This window comes from Pseudovibrio ascidiaceicola (assembly GCF_900114245.1).
GTDB lineage: Bacteria > Pseudomonadota > Alphaproteobacteria > Rhizobiales > Stappiaceae > Pseudovibrio > Pseudovibrio ascidiaceicola.
Genome location: NZ_FOSK01000007.1, coordinates 87,493 through 105,092, shown reverse-complemented (window position 1 = coordinate 105,092; position 17,600 = coordinate 87,493). Strand labels below are relative to the sequence as shown.

The following is a 17,600-nucleotide window of genomic DNA, read 5'->3' as shown; positions in this document are numbered from 1 at the left end:
CGCTCGGTGAAAGCTGAGCGGCATCTTGCAGGAGAAAGCTCTGCTTGGGTTGGCTTCCAATTTATGTACGCCTCTCAAAAGGTCGAAATGCGAAATAAGATCAAAAAGATCATGCAAATGGCGTTTCTGGTGGGTCTGGTGATCAGTCCTGCTGTTGCACGCGCTGATCAGAATGAGGCTGATGCACCTAGACGAGTTGTCTCCATGAACCTGTGCACCGACCAGTTCTCCATGCTGCTCGCAGACAAGGAGCAACTGATATCAGTCTCCAGATTAGCGTCTGACCCAACGCTCTCCGTAATGAGCGAAGAGGCAAAGGCCTATCCGGTCAACTTTGGTGGCGCAGAAGAAATCTTTCTGATGAACCCGGATCTGGTGATTGCAGGGACATACACAAATCAAACCACAGTCCAGATGCTGCGTGGTCTCGGGATTACAGTGGTCCAGGTGCCACCCGTTCGGACTATCTCCGACATCGCCAAAGAGCTGCGACGTCTCGGTAAGGTATTGGGACGTGAACAACAAGCTGAAGCGCTTGCACAGCAGTTCACCTCTGAAATCCAACAGTTAATCGACGCCCAGCCAGATGAACAGGCACGGGCAGGGGTCTACTACGCCAATGGGTACACGGCGGGAGATGGTAGCCTCGTCAATGAGTTGATCACAACGGCAGGCCTCCAGAACATCGCCAATAATCTGGGTTTGAAGGGCACGAGCAAGCTACCTCTGGAGCTGCTGATCCTCGAAGACCCGCAATTGCTTGTTGAGGGCACCCAGTTCTCAGATAAACCAGCACTGGCTTTTGAACTCCTCGCTCACCCGGCGTTGAAGCGAACACTCGGCAACAGTGGCCGCGTCATGGTTGAAGACAAATACACCATTTGTGGTCTGCCGTTTGTGACGCAAGCTATTGGTAAACTGGCCAACCAAGCCACCAAATTAGGAGCGCAAGCCGAATGACAAAGCATCCGGATGCTCCGTTGATTATGGCACTATGCCTGATCGCTGCTGTCTTGTTTGTAACCTCGCTTATGATCGGCGCTGCTGACTTGACATTCATGCAGCTGATTAAAGCAGCATTCGCCGCAGAAAAAACGCCCGTTTCCATTGTTTTCTGGGAAATCCGCGTGCCGCGCGCATTGCTGGGCTTGATCACGGGCGCAACGCTTGGTCTATCTGGCGCAGTACTACAGGGCCTCCTGCGCAATCCGTTGGCGGAGCCTGGTCTGATCGGCGTCAGCTCCTCCGCAAGTCTGGGTGCAGTTATCGCAATTTACACCGGGCTGACAATCACCATGCCTTTCGCGCTGCCAGCGTTTGCATTGCTTGGCGCAGCGATTGCAGCAGTTTTGTTGCCCATGCTGGCAGGTGGTAGAGGTCAGACGCTGACACTGATCCTTGCAGGCGTAGCGATCTCAAGCATCGCAACCGCACTCACCTCATTGGCGCTCAATCTGTCACCAAACCCGTTCGCTGCCATGGAAATCGTCTTTTGGATGCTCGGCTCGCTGAACGACAGGTCCATGCAACATTTGTACATCATTGCACCGTTCATTCTCATCGGCTGGAGCCTTCTGCTCATCACGGGCAAAGGCCTCAATGCATTGTCTTTGGGTGAGGAAACCGCTCATACCATGGGCGTGTCACTGCCACGTCTGCGGTTTTGCGCCATTGCGGGAACTGCAGCCAGTGTCGGTGCCGTGACAGCCGTGACGGGCACAATTGGGTTCATCGGCCTCATCGTGCCTCATCTGCTGCGCAAAATGGTAGGCGGAGAACCTCAGCGTCTTTTGCTACCAAGTGCCATTGCTGGGGCTTGCTTGCTTACGCTTGCTGATATCACTGTGAAGCTGTTTGGCCCACAATCGAACCTCAAGCTCGGAGTGCTAACGGCGATTGTCGGCGCACCGTTCTTTCTTTGGCTGATCATCAAACAACGCAGGGCTTTGATCTGATGTTGCTTCAACTCAAAGACCTTTCCGTAAACTATGGCCCCAAGAACATCCTGTCCTCAATCAATCTGGAGATTGGTAAAGGTGAGATCGTTGGCTTGATCGGCCCCAATGGCTCGGGCAAATCCACACTGATGAAAGCCATGGTCGGCTTAATCCCGTCTCATGGAAACATCAGCTATGACAACCAGCCACTCAAAAGCATCTCTGCCAAGCAACTCTCCAAGTATGTTGCTTACATGGCGCAGGAGCGTGATGTAGCTTGGGATTTGTCTGTAGAACGCATTTTGGCACTGGGCTGTGAGGCAATCGGTGGCTCCGTACGTATGCCTAAACACAAGGCAGAACTGGAAGATACGATTGCGAGCTTGGGGCTGGAGGCGATCAGAAAAGCCTCTATCCTGCAGGTGTCTGGCGGTGAAAAAGCACGCGCACTGCTCGGAAGAGCTTTGATGCAAAAAACACCGCTGATTATTGCAGATGAACCAACAGCAGGACTTGATCCGGAACATCAGTTGGAGCTTCAGGAAATCTTTCAGAAGCTACAACAACAAGGCACATCAATGCTTGTCAGCCTGCATGACTGGACATACGCTGCCCGCCTGTGCACGCGGATCGCGATGTTAAAAGAAGGAAAGCTGGTTGCGTATGGTACACCGAAAGAGGTGCTGACCGAAGAGCGCGTGCAGGATGTCTACCGCGTCAAAGCCCATATTCTGCAAACGGAGCAGGGGCCTGTAATCACCCCCACAACCCGTCTGTAAGAAGCTCTTCGATTATTCCGGAGCAAGGCTTTTACGGAACATGCGATCAAGGTACGCAGCCGCCTCTTTAAAGCGGTCTTTAGACTTATCTGCCGGAAGCAACGTTTGTACTTGGCTGTCAAAGTCAGCGTAATGCTGGGTAGTAGACCAGATTGAAAACAGCAAATGGTAAGGATCCGTGTCGGCTACCTTGCCCTCATTCATCCAGCCTTGAATGACGACGGTCTTCTCATCCACCAGTGACTTCAGGGGCCCTGCAATCAGAGATTTGATGCGCGGTGCACCCTGCAAGATCTCGTTGGCGAACAGGCGGCTTTCCCGCGGGTAATCCCGCGCCATCTCCAATTTGCGGCGTACATACGCGCAAATTTCTTCAATGGGCTCACCTTCAGGATTGAGCTGATGCAAAGGATCAAGCCAAATGTACAGCAACCGTTCAATCAGCTCTGCATGAATGGCATCTTTGCTGTCGTAATAATAAAAAAGGTTCGGCTTGGACAAACCAGCTTGCTGAGCGACCTGATCGATCGTAGATCCACGAAATCCATAGGTTGAGAACACATCCAGCGCAGCTGCGAGGATCTTCTCAGTCTTCTCGATTTGAATTCGTGTTTTGCCTTTTGCTTCAGAAGCCTTAGCCATACTCTTTTCCAAATTGCTTAAGCACCGAACCTAGAAATACTCGTTCGGTATATGAGTAGGTTAGCACCTACGAAAACAAAGTGCTCATATCAAGCTAAACACTGGTAGAAAAGTCGTGATGAGGCAGCTCACCCAAGGTATTGTTGTTTTTCTGCAATAGATAGAGAAAAGGCCGGGTTCATATAGGACCCGGCCCGTGTTTACTTAGCTGACTGCTTCCGGTGTTTTTGCGTTGTCCGCATTAAAAGCCGGAATAATCTTTTCGCCGTAATCTGCGATGATCTTCTCTTCATCACCACTGTCCAGATAGATGTTGAACTGAGTGATGCCTGCATCTTTTAGCTTGTTAAGCTTTTCAATGTGGTTTTCAGGTGGGCCGAGAACCGCAAAGCTTTCAACAATATCATCGGTAATGAAGTCGAGGAACGGATTATCGCTCTGACCGTGCTTGGAGTAGTCATAGCCGCGACGATTCTCAATGTAAGACGTCAGGGACGCAGGCACCTGATCAGTGTTTGAGCCATACTTCTCAACGATATCCGCTACGTGGTTACCCACCATAGCAGGGAACCACTTGGTCTTTTCAATGCCTTCTTCCAGAGTGCCAGTGTGCGCAGGCGCAGCTGCCATAATACCGAAGTTGCTCATGTCACGGCCAGCTTCCTCACCAGCAGCAACAGCCTGATCGCCAAGCCATTTACAAATGCCAGGCTCTGCAATCTGCAGAATGAGGCCATCACCTACGCGACCAGCAGAGCTCAACGCTTTTGGCCCATATGCAGCAACCCAGACAGGGAGCTCATAACCATCAGCCCATGGGAACTTCACTGGTTCAGGGCATTCGCCATACTGTGCTTCTTCACCACGGATCAGAGCCTTAACAGTGTGAGTGAACTCTTCAAGGCGCTTCAGCGGAGCAGGCTTCTTGCCCATCACGCGCACAGCACTGTCGCCGCGCCCCAGACCAATGTCAAAACGACCACCGGACTGTTTGGCAAGCGAACCAAACAAGCTGGCTGCATGAGACCAGTCACGGGTATTCGGATTGGTCACGCATGGCCCAAAACGCATGTTTTTGGTGTGTTCCATGCACATTGCCATAGCCACGAAGCTCTCACGCCACAAAATGTGACTGTCGTAGAACCAGCAATATTTGAAACCTGCATTTTCTGCCTGACGAACCAGTGCCTTAGCACGCTCTGGTTCTACAAACCCTTTAAAGCAAATACCAAAGTCCATGTGTGTCTCCTCCACAAATAGTAAGGTGTTGTTCAAAACGTATCCTCGAAAAACGGCAGTTGGCTTTCGAAGAAGGATACGTCCGAAAAAGTCTTAGTGATCTGGTGCCCAGATGCGGATGCCCGCATGCGTGAACGGCACAGCTTTTGAAATGTTCTGACGAATGAGGATTGGGGTGATCGCCTCAATGCAACGTGCTGCTTTTGCATTGCCGCTATTGTAGGTTTTCACATCCAGCTTGTTCACCAGCTCCATCACCACCTTGCGGGCGGCAAGGCTGTCACCGCACACGAGGATGTCGCAGTTGATCGGCCAATCCAGATTGTTCAGCGTTGTGGCCGAAACGTTGTGCAACGCGCCCACAACAGGAATGTCAGGCCCGAGCAAAGCTTGTGCAGCCTCAGTAGCTGACCCTTCTGGCGGCATTTCAACGGTCTTTGGGTCACCTGGTGCCAGCGGAACAACAATGTCGATCAAGGTCTTACCAGCAAGGTGCGGCTTCAAGGCGTTAAGCGTTGCATCGTGTGCTGCATAAGGCACAGCAAGCATCACACACTCACCAGCTGCTGCCACTGCATCCTCATTGCCCATGCCGTCGATCTGCGCAGAACCTTCTGGGAGCTTGGTCATCAACTCATCGGCAATTTCCTTACCGCGAGCTGCATCACGAGAGCCAAGCGCAACGGAAACGCCCGCGCGAGCAAACCTGAGTGCAAGCCCCTGACCCTGTGGCCCGGTTCCTCCGATAATCGCTAATGTCATCGGAACATGTCCTCCTTCTTAGATCTTAGTAAATCCTGTGCCGAGCTCGCTTCCTGCGTCCAGTTCAGTCCGCGGAACAGCACAACAGGTGTCTGCCCGGCTTTGCTGATCACCAGACCGGAAGCCGCGGCTAACTCATCTGCAAAGGCGGGTTCGGTTACACTGAGCAAGCGCCCATGTGCATCCGAGTTGCCTTGTTCTTTGATTGTTGCCGGAACACCGGCAAGGCCCACGGCCACGTTCACCTGACCAAGTCGCCACGGCCGTCCAAATGTGTCCGTGATGGCAAAGCCGATCTCAGCGTTAAAGCGTTTGGAAAGCGCCGCCTGCATCCGCGCTGCACTGGCATCCGGGTCTTCAGGCAGCAAAATGAGTGTCTCATCTGTGCCGCTGTTGGATTCATCCACCGCAGCATTGGCGGAAATGAATCCCAGACGGTGCTCACAAATCATCGTCCCTTCATTTTGCGTCGGACGCTTGAAATGACGAACCACGCGGGTGCTTTCCTGCAGGATCACCTCAACCTTGCGCGGGTCTTTGTTCAGCTCATCCGCATAGGTCTGGGCGCCTTCAGAAGGCGTGACATCTGCCAGCCTCACAATGCGGCCTTCCGCTTTGGAGAAGATCTTATGCGCAGATGTCAGGACGTCTCCGTCTTGTAAGGAAAGCCCTGCTGCCTCAATGGCATCGCCCAAAATAGCAGCGAGATCATCACCGGGATTGATCTCGGGAATGTTCGGGATCGCATGTAGGGAAAGTGTATGCATCAAACAGCTCTCCGGTCAGAACGTTTTGCAAGAAGCCGGGGCTGATGTGCGCTCAAATCTTCCATATAGTCGATATCTCTGGAAAAGGAGGAGGACGGGGCGATCACGCAGTTCAAACCACGCTCTGCCGCTTGGGCCTGATGCTTCAGGAAGGATGAACTGCCATAGGTGAACGAAATGGCATCCGGCGGCGTTACAATCAGCACATTGGTGCCGTAGTCATGTGCCGGACACAAAACCAGTGAATTCGGCGAACCAGCAAGCCCCAGAAGCCGCTCAAACTCACCAAAGTCAGGTGCTGCGATATCGGCAGGCAAAACGCAAAGTGTCTCGTAATCATGCGCTTTTGCCCAAAGGGCAGCGGTCGTCAGCGCAGAGTTTAATCCGTCTTCCTTCCCCTCCAGGATCAGGTGAAGGCGATGATCAGTCACGGTTTTTGCGACATCCGCTGAACTTGTGACCATTGCAATCTCAAAGGGCGTGCTGCTGCGTGCCTGGGCGTCCTGCAGGAAGGCAACGGTCTGCGCAAATAAGTTTGCAGCCACGGTGGCCCGTTCTCTGGCATCAAGATCCGGCCCAAGACGCGATTTGGCTCTCGCAAAATCCTTTACCGGAACAACAACAAGCGTTTTGAAAGTGGTTTCCGTCATGCACTCAGCTCCTGAGCCTCGGAAGCTTTTTTGCTCCCAACACGAGAAACTGCGAGTAACGCCGCTGCCAGACGAACTTTGTCATCGCGGGTCTTCATAAGGATCGTGTCCAAAGAGGTACGCAAACCAAGACCGTTGATGGCAGTCACATGCTGCTCATCTGCGTGGTCAATCACAAAGAAATCCAGAAAGTCCGCATAGATCTGGGCTACGCCGAAGGCTGATGCTTCATAACCAAGAGAAGACAGCATCCGGTCCGCAGGGCCTTTCACGACGCCGCCATTGATGATCGGCGAAACACCAATCTTCGGAGCCTTGGAGGCCTTCACCGCTTCCAGAATACCGGGAACTTTCAGGATTGGCAGAATGCTGACGAGAGGATTGCTCGGCGCAACCACAATCAAGTCTGCCTCAGCAAGTGCGTTCAAGGCTTCCTCTGTGGTATGTGCATCCTCGATATGATCGTAATGCAGCTCCCGAACCTCTGGCGCACAGCGCTCTTTGACGAAATATTCCTGAAAACTCAGCCAACCAGCCTCCGTCCTCACACGCGTTTGAACCGTGTCGTCCGTCGGCAGGATCATCTCACACTCAAGACCAAAACTCTTGGCGATATCACGTGCAATGTGCGTCGGGCGATCCCCCTGGCGCCGTCGATGTGTGCGGTAGATGTGCAGACCAAAATCACGGTCTCCCAGTGACATCCATGTATCGTCACCCAGTTTAGAGAGCGTGTCTAACGCGCGGTGGCCTTCATTCGCCACCCCCCAACCTTGCTGCCGATCAATCACATCGGCAAGCGTGTAGGTGAGGGTATCAATGTCCGGCGAAACCCAAAGGCCGTGGAACGCTTCATCATCTGCAATATTGCCGATGATGGAAAGTTCTACATTCTCCAGATGATAGAGGCCTTCTGCCATTTTGGCGCCGCCGACTCCTCCTGCGATCAACGTCACTTTGATAGGTGCACTTTGCGTCATCCAGCACCTCCAACCGCTTGTACAGGCGCACCATCAGCCTCAGTCAGGAAGTTCAATAATCCAGAGTTTGCGCGTGCAACCAGTGGCGCTTGTTGCTCTGGTAATCCATCAGCAAAGTCATTGATAACGCCATAAATGGTGTTGCGTTGAACAGGCACTCGGCCTGCCTCCTGAATGATCTGGCACATCTCATAGGCTGTGATCTCCTGCCCATGGGCCGCGCCAGCAGAACGAGAAATGCTCTCGTTCATCAAAGTGCCGCCCAGATCATTCACGCCGCATTGTAAAAGATCAGAGGCAAACTCAGCTCCAAGCTTGGTCCAGGAGACCTGAATATTGTCGATCCAGCCATGCAGCATAATCCGCGAAACTGCATGCATCTTGCGTACTTCCAGATCAGTCGGGCCGGGGCGCACGTTCTTCGGATCTGCCGTATAAAGTGGGCTCTCAGAATGCACGAAGCTCAAAGGCACCAGTTCGGTAAAGCCTCCGGTTTCCTTCTGGATATCGCGCAGCAAGGCGATGTGAGCTGCCCAGTGCTCCGGCCCGTCAATATGGCCGTACATGATCGTTGCGGTGGTGGGAATTCCAACCTCATGGGCCGCTTTGATGATTTCCACCCACTTCTCAGTGCTCAGCTTGTTGCGGGTCAGCTGTTGGCGAATATCCGTATCCAGAATTTCAGCCGCTGTGCCGGGTAGAGAACCCAGTCCGCAATCCTTCAGGTCCTGCAGAAAATCCGTGTAAGATTGCTTGGTTTTGGCCGCGCCATACCAAACTTCAAATGGCGAGAATGCGTGAATGTGCATATCCGGCAGCGCTTTTTTAATCGCCAGCACGAGCTCACGGTAATAAGTACCTTCCATTTTCGGGTGTAGCCCACCCTGAATGCAGACCTCAGTCGCTCCGCGGTCCCATGCCTCTTGCGCCCGTGCCACAACTTGTTCAGGCACCAGCCATTCAGCACCCGGATCTTCGGTTCGCTTGGCAAACCCGCAGAACTTGCAACCCATATAGCAGACATTGGTGAAGTTGATGTTCCGGTTGACTACAAAACCAACTTTATCGCCATTGCTCCGCTGCCGAAGCGTATCTGCCACATAAGCAATAGCTGGAAAGTCCTCTGCAGAGGCACGAAACAGGCACTCACCTTCAGCTTGAGAAACTTCATTACCAGCCAGTGCCTTGCTCAGAATATCACGAACTGAGGCGCTGACAGCGTGAAACCCTGGTGTATCATTCGTACGCTGCGGGAAACTATGAAGGATCATAGGGAGCCTCCTGACTGAAGCGAGGCAGAGGAACCCATCTGTTCCCAAAGCCCTTGAGATTTTGAAAGCACGGCAGGATCGACAAAGTCGGTTTTATCGCGCAGATAACTTGGGTAGACGGTCAGGCGCTCTTCCAGTTCCTGCCCTGCCAACAGGGTAGATTTTGCAAGCTCGTCAATCACCGGCCAGCGGTGCTGTGGGTTGATGAAATCAATGGTGACCGGCGAAATGCCACCCCAGTCATTGATACCCGCACTCAGGTATTCCATATGCCGTTCACTCAGATTTGGTGGCGCTTGAAGGCTGATCTCGGGTGAAAGGATCAACCGTGCAACGGCGAGTGTTCGTAGCATGTCATCCAGCGTCGGTTCCGGGTGGTTCTCCATCCCAATACCCGGTTTGCGCTGGAAGTTCTGGATGATCACTTCCTGAACATGGCCGTGGCGAGCATGACTTTCGTTGATCGCTTCCAGCGCTTCAATTCGCTCCTCCCATGTCTCGCCAATACCAATCAGCAGTCCAGTGGTGAAGGGGATCTTCTTCTGGCCAGCCCGCTCCAGCGTACGCAAGCGCTGGACAGGAGCCTTATCCGGACACCCGTAGTGCGGTTGCCCTTCTTTCATCAAGCGGCGGCTGGTCGTCTCAAGCATCATGCCCATAGAGGCTGCATAGGGACGAAGCTGATCAATCTCTTCATCACTCAGCGTACCCGCATTCACGTGGGGCAAGAGAGTTGTTTCCTGCAGCACCATCTCACAAGCATCTGCCAGATAGCTGACCATGGAACTGTAGCCAAGCGTCGCCAGTGCCGCTTTTGCCTGCTCGTAGCGCAGTTCAGGCTTCTCCCCCAAACTGAACAGCAGCTCCTTGCATCCGGTCTTTTCACCCTGACGCGCTGTGCGCATCACTTGTTCCGGTGTCATGATGTTGGCTTCGGGCGAGCTAGGGTGTTTTACAAATGTGCAATACGTGCATGTATCCCTGCACATGTTTGTCAGTGGTACAAAAACTTTACGGGAGTAGGTGACAGTGTCGCCCCAATACTGAAGCTTTACTGTAGCAGCCTGTTGCATCAGATCCCGAAGATCTGAGCCTTGCACTTCCCCCAGGTATCGCGCTTGGTCAGCAGTCAGCATAATTTTTTACCTCTCGGTCAAAAAAATATCTGCAACTAATAGTTAGTCAAGTGAGAATTATCTCTCGGGTAGAATAAATATGCTGCAATGCAAATAAAACAAGCAGTTTCAGAAGTCAGTCTGAGCAATGGAAAGCTTTATTTTATAATGGTTTTTGTAAAGGTGCTTTGCAACATTGAACTGCCAAAATCTTGTTTGTGCAAAAATTTAGCAGTACATGCATAAATATCCACCTTTCCAGCGCGTTATTTCCCTTGATAAGTAGATAGGGAAACTTCGATTCCGATAAATTTGAAAAAATCATCAAAAAAACTTAGTAAGCTGTGGAGTTTTCTTGCCTGCTACACGTTTATCTCGCAGTTTGAACGGTGCTTCTAAGTGATTTACCTATTGGAATATCAGGGGAATTTTTGAAGTTGGCTGGTGAAATTGATCCATTTTTGGAGGTGGGTTGACAGATAATTGACTGTTTGGTCCAATTTACCCCAAGTTTTGGGAGGGGAATATCCAAGATTTAAGCTGAGCTAAGCTATTGTATGAGGGATCCGCCTCTGCAAACTACATCTATCTGTTCCAAATGGGAAAAATAACCCTGCGGGAAATCTAGTAGATTGAATTTTTGACATATTTTGCCTGCAACCTGTTTATGTGCGGTTGCAATCCGTCCGTTTTGTCAAAAAGAGATATACAGCTTGAATCCTGCGAAAGTCCTCATCGGTTTTATCAGTTTTATACTCCTTCGGGAGACCAGATAACTATGGCGAGCCCGTTGCGTTTTTAAAGAATAGAGCGTGGGTAAGTTGAATAAAACGACGTTGTAAAAGCGTTATCGGAGAGACTTATGAGTAAACTTGGCTCAAATCATCGTATTAATGGTGACAGACTGTGGCGTAGCCTGATGGATATGGCCCAGATCGGACCCGGTGTTCGTGGCGGCAACAACAGGCAAACGCTCACAGACGAAGATGCCGAGGGCCGCAAGCTTTTCACCAACTGGTGTGAGGCTGAAGGCATGTCAATGCACATCGATACCATGGGCAATATGTTTGCCCGGCTGGAAGGGGAAGATCCTAGCCTTGATCCGATCATGATCGGCTCTCATTTGGATACGCAGCCAACCGGTGGCAAGTATGATGGTGTGCTTGGTGTACTTGCAGGTCTGGAAGTGATCCGCTCAATTCGTGAGCGTGGCATCAAAACCAAACGCCCAATTGAAGTGGTCAACTGGACCAACGAAGAGGGCACCCGTTTCGCACCGGCCATGCTGGCCTCTGGCGTGTTTGCTGGCATGCACACGCAGGACTGGGCCTATGACCGCGAAGATGCAGAAGGCAAAAAGTTTGGCGATGAGCTGAAGCGCATCGGCTATGTGGGCGAAGAGCCAGTCGGCGCGCGCAAACTCCACGCCATGTTTGAACTCCACATTGAGCAGGGACCGATCCTCGAAATCGAGGAAAAAGACATCGGTGTTGTCACCCACGGTCAGGGGCTCTGGTGGCTGCAGGTCACCCTTACAGGAAAAGACAGCCACACCGGCTCAACTCCAATGCCAATGCGCAAAAATGCAGGTCTCGGCATGGCACGCATTACAGAGCTGGTGCACCAGATTGCCATGGAAAATCAACCAGAAGCCGTTGGCGCGATAGGCCATTGCGACGTCTATCCAAACAGCCGCAACGTGATCCCGGGCAAAACCGTCTTCACCATCGATTTCCGCTCCCCGCATCAGGATGTACTGGATGGCATGAAAGCCAAGTTGGAAGCCGAAGCGCCTAAGATTGCAGAGGAACTTGGTCTGGGCATTGAGATTGAATCGGTTGGCCACTTTGATCCGGTCACCTTCGATGAAGGCTGTGTCTCTGCCGTGCGCAATGCAGCAGAGCGTCTGAGCTATTCCCATCGCAACATCATCTCCGGTGCAGGCCACGATGCTTGCTGGATCAACCGTGTAGCGCCAACTGCCATGATCATGTGCCCATGCGTGGATGGTTTGAGCCACAACGAAGATGAAGAGATTTCAAGAGAGTGGGCAACTGCAGGTACTGACGTGCTGTTCCATGCAGTACTTGAGTATGCAGAAATTGAGCAGGATACCACCGAGCCAGCCGAATAACCCATAGATTTGAAAGAGTTGAGGACTGTAATATGTCTAAAGTTATCAAAGGCGGCACGATTGTAACTGCCGATAGAACCTACAAGTCTGATGTGCTGGTTGACGGTGGCAAGATCATCGAGATCGGTGAGAACCTCTCCGGTGATGAAACGTTGGATGCTACTGGTTGTTATGTCATGCCGGGCGGGATTGACCCGCACGTGCATCTGGAAATGCCGTTCATGGGAACGCATTCTGCAGACAACTTCGAGATTGGTACAAGGGCAGGCCTTGCTGGCGGCACAACCATGGTGGTGGACTTCTGTCTGCCATCTCCCGGCCAGTCCATGCTGGAAGCGCTAGCCATCTGGCAGCAGAAGTCGGGCGCAGCATGCTCGGATTACTCCTATCACATGGCTGTCACATGGTGGGGCGAGCAGGTCTTCAATGAGATGCAGGAAGTAGTTGATCGCGGCATCAACACCTTCAAACACTTCATGGCCTACAAAGGTGCATTGATGGTGGATGATGACGAAATGTTCGCATCCTTCCAGCGGTGTGCTGCCTTGGGTGCTATGCCGCTTGTGCACGCCGAAAACGGCGATGTAGTCGCCACCATGCAGCAAAAACTGCTCGCAGAAGGCAACAATGGCCCCGAAGCACATTCCTACTCCCGTCCGCCGGAAGTGGAAGGTGAAGCTGCCAACCGTGCAATCATGATTGCCGATATGGCAGGTGTGCCGCTCTACATCGTGCATACAAGCTGTGAGCAGGCTCATGAAGCGATCCGTCGTGCCCGCCAGAAAGGCATGCGCGTTTATGGGGAACCGCTCATTCAGCATCTCACATTGGATGACAGCGAATATGCCAACCCGAACTGGGACCACGCCGCACAGCGCGTTATGTCACCTCCATTCCGTAACAAACAGCATCAGGATAGCCTTTGGGCAGGCTTGCAGTCCGGCTCATTGCAAGTGGTCGCAACAGACCACTGCGCCTTCACACTGGAGCAGAAACGCTTCGGTGTAGGTGACTTCACAAAAATTCCGAACGGCACCGGTGGCTTGGAAGATCGCATGCCAATGCTCTGGTCAACCGGTGTGCGCACAGGTCGCCTGACCATGAACGAGTTCGTAGCTGTCACTTCCACCAATATCGCCAAGATCCTGAATATGTATCCTAAAAAAGGTGCAATTCTTGAAGGGGCGGACGCAGACATTGTTGTCTGGGATCCAAACCGCTCAAAAACAATCACTGCTGCAAATCAGCAGTCCTGCGTCGAATACAACGTGTTCGAAGGCAGAGAGGTGGTCGGTTTGCCGCGCTTCACGCTCACCCGCGGCAAAGTCGCGATTGAGGAAAGCACAGTCAAAACCGAGCCAGGTCACGGTGAATTCGTTGGTCGCGAGCCGAATGCTCCGGTCGGCGCCGCTCTGTCCAAGTGGAAGGAAATCACAGCGCCGCGCAAAATTGAGCGCCGGCCTGAACTGATGCCAGCTGGCGTTTAAGCCTGCCTGCAGAGCTAACAGCGCATCCCCGAAAAGAGGGCACTGGCTTTTGGATAAGGATGCGCCTGAAAACAGCAATTTAGAGTATGTCGCGGAGCTTCAGAGCATTGCGATATGCCATCAGGTCCGCGTGGGGTACGCGGGCTGGTCATTAAACGCAGTAGTATTTTTAGAGGGGATCTGCTGCTTTTAATCTGAGGGGGAATTACTCGATGTCGGATTCATCTCTAGGCTCAACCGGGAATGTCGTCCCGGACGAGTTTGGTATTATCCATCAGGAACTCGTCGGAATCGACGGTGATCTTTACAATGAAGATCAGCTGCCAACCGCTCCAATCGCGCGAACATGGAACTGGGTTTCCATCTCCGCGCTCTGGGTTGGTATGGTGGTCTGTATCCCAACTTATCTGCTCGCGTCCTATCTGATTGGCGCAGGCATGAGCTGGGATCAGGCAGTCATGACGATCCTGCTCGCCAACGCGATCGTTCTTATTCCAATGGTTCTGATCGGCCATGCAGGCACCAAGTACGGCATTCCGTTCCCGGTTCTGCTGCGCTCGTCCTTTGGTCCAGCGGGTGCTAAATTTCCAGCTGTTGCGCGTGGTATCGTAGCCTGCGGTTGGTTTGGTATTCAGACCTGGGTCGGCGGTTCCGCGATCTACGTGATCTTGAACACGCTCATGAGTGGAGCACTGGCAGGTGATCCGCTCCCAATTCTGGGCATCAATGCAGGCCAGTTTGCCTGTTTCATGGCGTTCTGGGCACTGCATCTGTATTTCATTAAAAACGGTACGGAATCCATCCGTTGGCTGGAAACCTATGCAGCACCATTCCTGCTTGCAATGGGTCTGGCTCTGCTGGCATGGGCTTATGTCAATGCGGGTGGGTTTGGCGCGATGCTCTCCACTCCAAGCCAGTTTGCTGAAGGTCAGCCCAAAGAAGGCCAGTTCTGGTCCGTCTTCTGGCCAAGCCTCACAGGTATGGTCGGCTTCTGGGCAACCCTTGCACTGAACATTCCGGACTTTACGCGCTATGCAAAAAGCCAGAAAGATCAGTTCATGGGGCAGGCTGTTGGCCTTCCAATCCCAATGGCGTTGTTTGCGTTCATCGCCTCTGCGGTAACCTCCGCAACTGTGGTGATCTTCGGTGAACCAATCTGGGACCCAATTGTCCTGGCTGAGAAAATGGGTGGTATGAGCATTATCATCGCTCTGTTCGCACTCATCGTTGCAACGCTCACCACCAACCTGGCGGCTAACGTTGTGGCTCCGGCACATGGGTTCTCCAACCTGGCACCTAAGTCCATCAACCTGCGTACAGGCGGCTACATCACAGCAGCTATCGGTCTGGTGATGTTCCCGTGGATCCTCGTGAACCACATCATTGGCTGGTTGATTGCCTACTCAGCTCTGCTGGGTCCGATCGCGGGAATTATGCTGGCAGACTACTACCTGCTGCGCAAAACCAAACTCAACGTGGAAGACCTGTTCAAGCACAATGGCATCTATTCCGGCTCAAACGGCTGGAACTGGGCAGGCGTGCTTGCGCTGATCATCGGTATCCTGCCAAACCTTCCCGGCTTCCTGGCAGGTGTAGGTCTCTCCGGTCCAGCCTCACCACTGTTCGCAACCATCTACACCTATGCATGGTTCGTCGGCCTGTTCGTCGCAGGCATCGCCTACCTTGTTCTTTCGAAAATCCTGAACAAGTAACAGGCAGACACGCTATAAATAACGAGAAGAAGGGGCGGCGTATCATGCGCCGCTTCTTCCTGTTTCAAAGGAAGAGAAAATGCCAAAAGCCTATTGGGTCGCTCACGTCACAGTCACAGATCCAGAGCCATACAAACTCTACGCAGAGGGTGCCTCTGCCGCTTTCAAAAAGTACAATGCCAACGTTCTGGCGCGCGGCGGTAAGTTTGAGGATCTGGAAGGCACCAACCATCCCCGCAACGTGGTGATTGAGTTTGCCGATATGGAAACCGCGATGGCTTGTTACAACAGCGAAGAGTATCAGGCAGCCAAAAAGCACCGAGAGAATGCAGGCATTGCCAATATCATCATTGTGGAAGGCGCATAACGCCCACCTGCATCAGATGAAACGAAAAAAGCCGCAGCGATCAAACTGCGGCTCTTTTATTATGACTTCTGAGCAAGTGGCTTACTTCTCTCGCAATTCCCGGCGCAAGATCTTGCCAACGGTTGATTTCGGAAGCTCTTCCAAAAACTCCACGTATTTCGGCACTTTGTAAGCCGCCATCGCTTTGTGGCAGTAGTCCTGCACGGCCTCTGGCGTAACTTCTTCGCTGTTGCGTACCACAAACGCTTTCACTGCTTCGCCAGTTCGCTCGTCAGACGTACCTGCAACAGCAACCTCAACCACACCCTTGATCTCAGCAATCACAGCCTCGACCTCTGCGGGGTAAACGTTGAAGCCGGACACAAGCACCATGTCTTTCTTGCGATCAACAATCTTGAAGTTGTTGCGCTTGTCCATGATTGCAATGTCACCAGTGCGGAAGAACCCGTCCGGCGTCATCACTGCAGCGGTTGCCTCCGGTTTACGCCAGTACCCCTGCATAATCTGCGGTCCACGTGCGCACAGCTCTCCGGGTTGGCCAAGAGGAACCTCATTGTCCTCTGCATCCAGTAGTTTGATCTCCGTCATCGGCATGGATTGCCCAACGGTTTCAGTAAACTCCTTGCTGTCAAACGGGTTCACCGAAAGGATTGGTGAGGTCTCACTCAGGCCATAGCCTTCAATAATGTGGTGGCCGGTCACCTGTTTCCACTTATCCGAAATCGCACGCTGAATAGCTGAGCCGCCACCCATGGCAAATTTGTAATTACTGAAGTCCAGCTCGTCAAAACCCGGTGTATGTAAAAGGCCGTTAAACAGCGTGTTGACCCCGGTAATCACGCTGAATTTCCACTTCTTCAGCTCTTCCACAAATCCCGGCATATCGCGTGGATTTGTGATCAGCACGTTTCTGGAGCCCAGCCAATAAAACGACACGCAGTTCACCATCAACGCAAAGATGTGATAGAGCGGCAGAGCCGTGATGACGATCTCCTGCCCAGCACGCATGAACCCGTCGGTAGCTGCATCAAACTGAGCGATATTGGCAACCAGATTGCCATGGCTCAGCGCTGCGCCTTTGGAGAGGCCCGTGGTGCCGCCTGTATATTGCAGGTAAATCAAATCGCTCGGGTTGATCTGCGGCGGCGTGAACTCCAGCTGCTCTCCTTTTGCAAGCACGTCATTCACCGTCAAACAATCGGCAAACATCTCGTGTGCAGGCGGTGAGGGCACGTCGACGCCAGATGCATCGCCCACATTTGCAATCACTACGTTTTTCACCGGCGTATCAGCAACCACCTCTGCCAAGGTAGGACTGGAGCCTGAGAAAACGAAGATTGTTTCGGTGTCTGCATCATTCAGCTGATGCTTCAGCTCACGCGGAGTGTACAGAGGATTGACATTCACTTGAACCAGCCCGGCCCGCAATATGCCAAACATGATGACTGGGAACGCCAGAATATTTGGCAGCATAATGGCGACGCGGTCGCCTTTCTTCAGGCCCAGCTCATTCTGCAAATAGGCAGCAACCGCGCGAGACTTTTCATCAACATCTTTAAATGTAAGTGACTGGCCAAAATTGGTGAAAGCGACGTTATCTGCAAACCGGCCATTGGCCTCGTCAAAGATCTCGATGACAGACCTGTAACCGTTCACGTCAATTGGCTTGGTAAATACAGTAGGTGTCCATGCCGGAGCACTAAGTGTATCAGTCATAATTCCTCCCAAAATTAAAACTTATACGCGTATATTAGATTA

The 17,600-nt window shown here is 52.4% G+C and carries 16 protein-coding genes; 7 read left to right on the top strand and 9 right to left on the bottom strand.

The features are described from left to right. The first annotated feature begins 87 nt into the window (after positions 1 to 87). The 3 genes from BM231_RS14315 to BM231_RS14305 are packed head-to-tail and all read left to right on the top strand — an operon-like array spanning position 88 to position 2,716. Positions 88 to 960 carry an ABC transporter substrate-binding protein gene (locus BM231_RS14315; protein ID WP_093520727.1) on the top strand — a complete coding sequence of 291 codons (873 nt, stop codon included), beginning with the start codon at positions 88 to 90 and terminating at the stop codon, positions 958 to 960. Beyond that, a complete protein-coding gene (locus BM231_RS14310; protein ID WP_093520402.1) occupies positions 957 to 1,955 on the top strand; it encodes a FecCD family ABC transporter permease in 999 nt (332 codons plus the stop codon). The genes BM231_RS14315 and BM231_RS14310 overlap by 4 nt, the downstream gene beginning before the upstream one ends. After that, on the top strand, positions 1,955 to 2,716 hold the full coding sequence (locus tag BM231_RS14305) for an ABC transporter ATP-binding protein (RefSeq protein WP_093520400.1): 762 nt from the start codon (positions 1,955 to 1,957) through the stop codon (positions 2,714 to 2,716). Before BM231_RS14310 ends, BM231_RS14305 begins: the two co-directional genes overlap by 1 nt. 12 nt (positions 2,717 to 2,728) lie before the next feature. On the opposite strand, the gene BM231_RS14300 is transcribed toward BM231_RS14305, so the two are convergent. From BM231_RS14300 to cofG, 8 genes are all read right to left on the bottom strand, one after another. After that, complete coding sequence (locus tag BM231_RS14300; RefSeq protein WP_063310898.1) at positions 2,729 to 3,358, bottom strand: TetR family transcriptional regulator C-terminal domain-containing protein; 630 nt, start codon at positions 3,356 to 3,358, stop codon at positions 2,729 to 2,731. Positions 3,359 to 3,562: 204 nt separating this feature from the next. Continuing rightward, positions 3,563 to 4,597: a TIGR03842 family LLM class F420-dependent oxidoreductase gene (locus tag BM231_RS14295; protein ID WP_063296576.1), complete on the bottom strand. Its 1,035-nt coding sequence runs from the start codon at positions 4,595 to 4,597 to the stop codon at positions 3,563 to 3,565. A 93-nt stretch (positions 4,598 to 4,690) separates the two neighbouring features. Further along, complete coding sequence (npdG, locus tag BM231_RS14290; protein ID WP_093520398.1) at positions 4,691 to 5,359, bottom strand: NADPH-dependent F420 reductase; 669 nt, start codon at positions 5,357 to 5,359, stop codon at positions 4,691 to 4,693. Further along, positions 5,356 to 6,126, bottom strand: a complete 771-nt coding sequence (gene cofE / locus BM231_RS14285; RefSeq protein WP_093520396.1) for a coenzyme F420-0:L-glutamate ligase — start codon at positions 6,124 to 6,126, stop codon at positions 5,356 to 5,358. Before cofE ends, npdG begins: the two co-directional genes overlap by 4 nt. Further along, complete coding sequence (gene cofC / locus BM231_RS14280) at positions 6,126 to 6,776, bottom strand: 2-phospho-L-lactate guanylyltransferase (protein WP_093520394.1); 651 nt, start codon at positions 6,774 to 6,776, stop codon at positions 6,126 to 6,128. Before cofC ends, cofE begins: the two co-directional genes overlap by 1 nt. Next, the gene (gene cofD, locus BM231_RS14275) at positions 6,773 to 7,756 is read right to left on the bottom strand and encodes a 2-phospho-L-lactate transferase (protein ID WP_093520392.1); all 984 of its coding nucleotides are present in this window, start codon (positions 7,754 to 7,756) and stop codon (positions 6,773 to 6,775) included. Before cofD ends, cofC begins: the two co-directional genes overlap by 4 nt. Beyond that, a complete protein-coding gene (gene cofH / locus BM231_RS14270; protein ID WP_093520390.1) occupies positions 7,753 to 9,027 on the bottom strand; it encodes a 5-amino-6-(D-ribitylamino)uracil--L-tyrosine 4-hydroxyphenyl transferase CofH in 1,275 nt (424 codons plus the stop codon). The genes cofD and cofH overlap by 4 nt, the downstream gene beginning before the upstream one ends. Continuing rightward, positions 9,024 to 10,163, bottom strand: coding sequence for a 7,8-didemethyl-8-hydroxy-5-deazariboflavin synthase CofG (gene cofG / locus BM231_RS14265; protein ID WP_208860374.1), 1,140 nt, complete (start codon positions 10,161 to 10,163; stop codon positions 9,024 to 9,026). Before cofG ends, cofH begins: the two co-directional genes overlap by 4 nt. An 841-nt stretch (positions 10,164 to 11,004) precedes the next feature. Here cofG and BM231_RS14260 point away from each other — a divergent pair. The 4 genes from BM231_RS14260 to BM231_RS14245 all read left to right on the top strand — a co-directional run bounded on the left by BM231_RS14260 (position 11,005) and on the right by BM231_RS14245 (position 15,842). Further along, complete coding sequence (locus BM231_RS14260) at positions 11,005 to 12,276, top strand: Zn-dependent hydrolase (RefSeq protein ID WP_093520388.1); 1,272 nt, start codon at positions 11,005 to 11,007, stop codon at positions 12,274 to 12,276. Between the two features lie 32 nt (positions 12,277 to 12,308). Continuing rightward, complete coding sequence (gene hydA, locus BM231_RS14255) at positions 12,309 to 13,763, top strand: dihydropyrimidinase (RefSeq protein WP_093520386.1); 1,455 nt, start codon at positions 12,309 to 12,311, stop codon at positions 13,761 to 13,763. Between the two features lie 212 nt (positions 13,764 to 13,975). Next, positions 13,976 to 15,475, top strand: a complete 1,500-nt coding sequence (locus BM231_RS14250) for an NCS1 family nucleobase:cation symporter-1 (RefSeq protein ID WP_093520384.1) — start codon at positions 13,976 to 13,978, stop codon at positions 15,473 to 15,475. A gap of 79 nt (positions 15,476 to 15,554) precedes the next feature. Continuing rightward, entirely contained in the window at positions 15,555 to 15,842 is a 288-nt protein-coding gene (locus BM231_RS14245; protein ID WP_093520382.1) for a DUF1330 domain-containing protein, read from the top strand. 81 nt (positions 15,843 to 15,923) lie between these two features. Here BM231_RS14245 and BM231_RS14240 read toward each other — a convergent pair whose 3' ends face one another. Beyond that, the gene (locus BM231_RS14240) at positions 15,924 to 17,558 is read right to left on the bottom strand and encodes an AMP-binding protein (protein WP_093520380.1); all 1,635 of its coding nucleotides are present in this window, start codon (positions 17,556 to 17,558) and stop codon (positions 15,924 to 15,926) included. Positions 17,559 to 17,600: the final 42 nt, after the last annotated feature.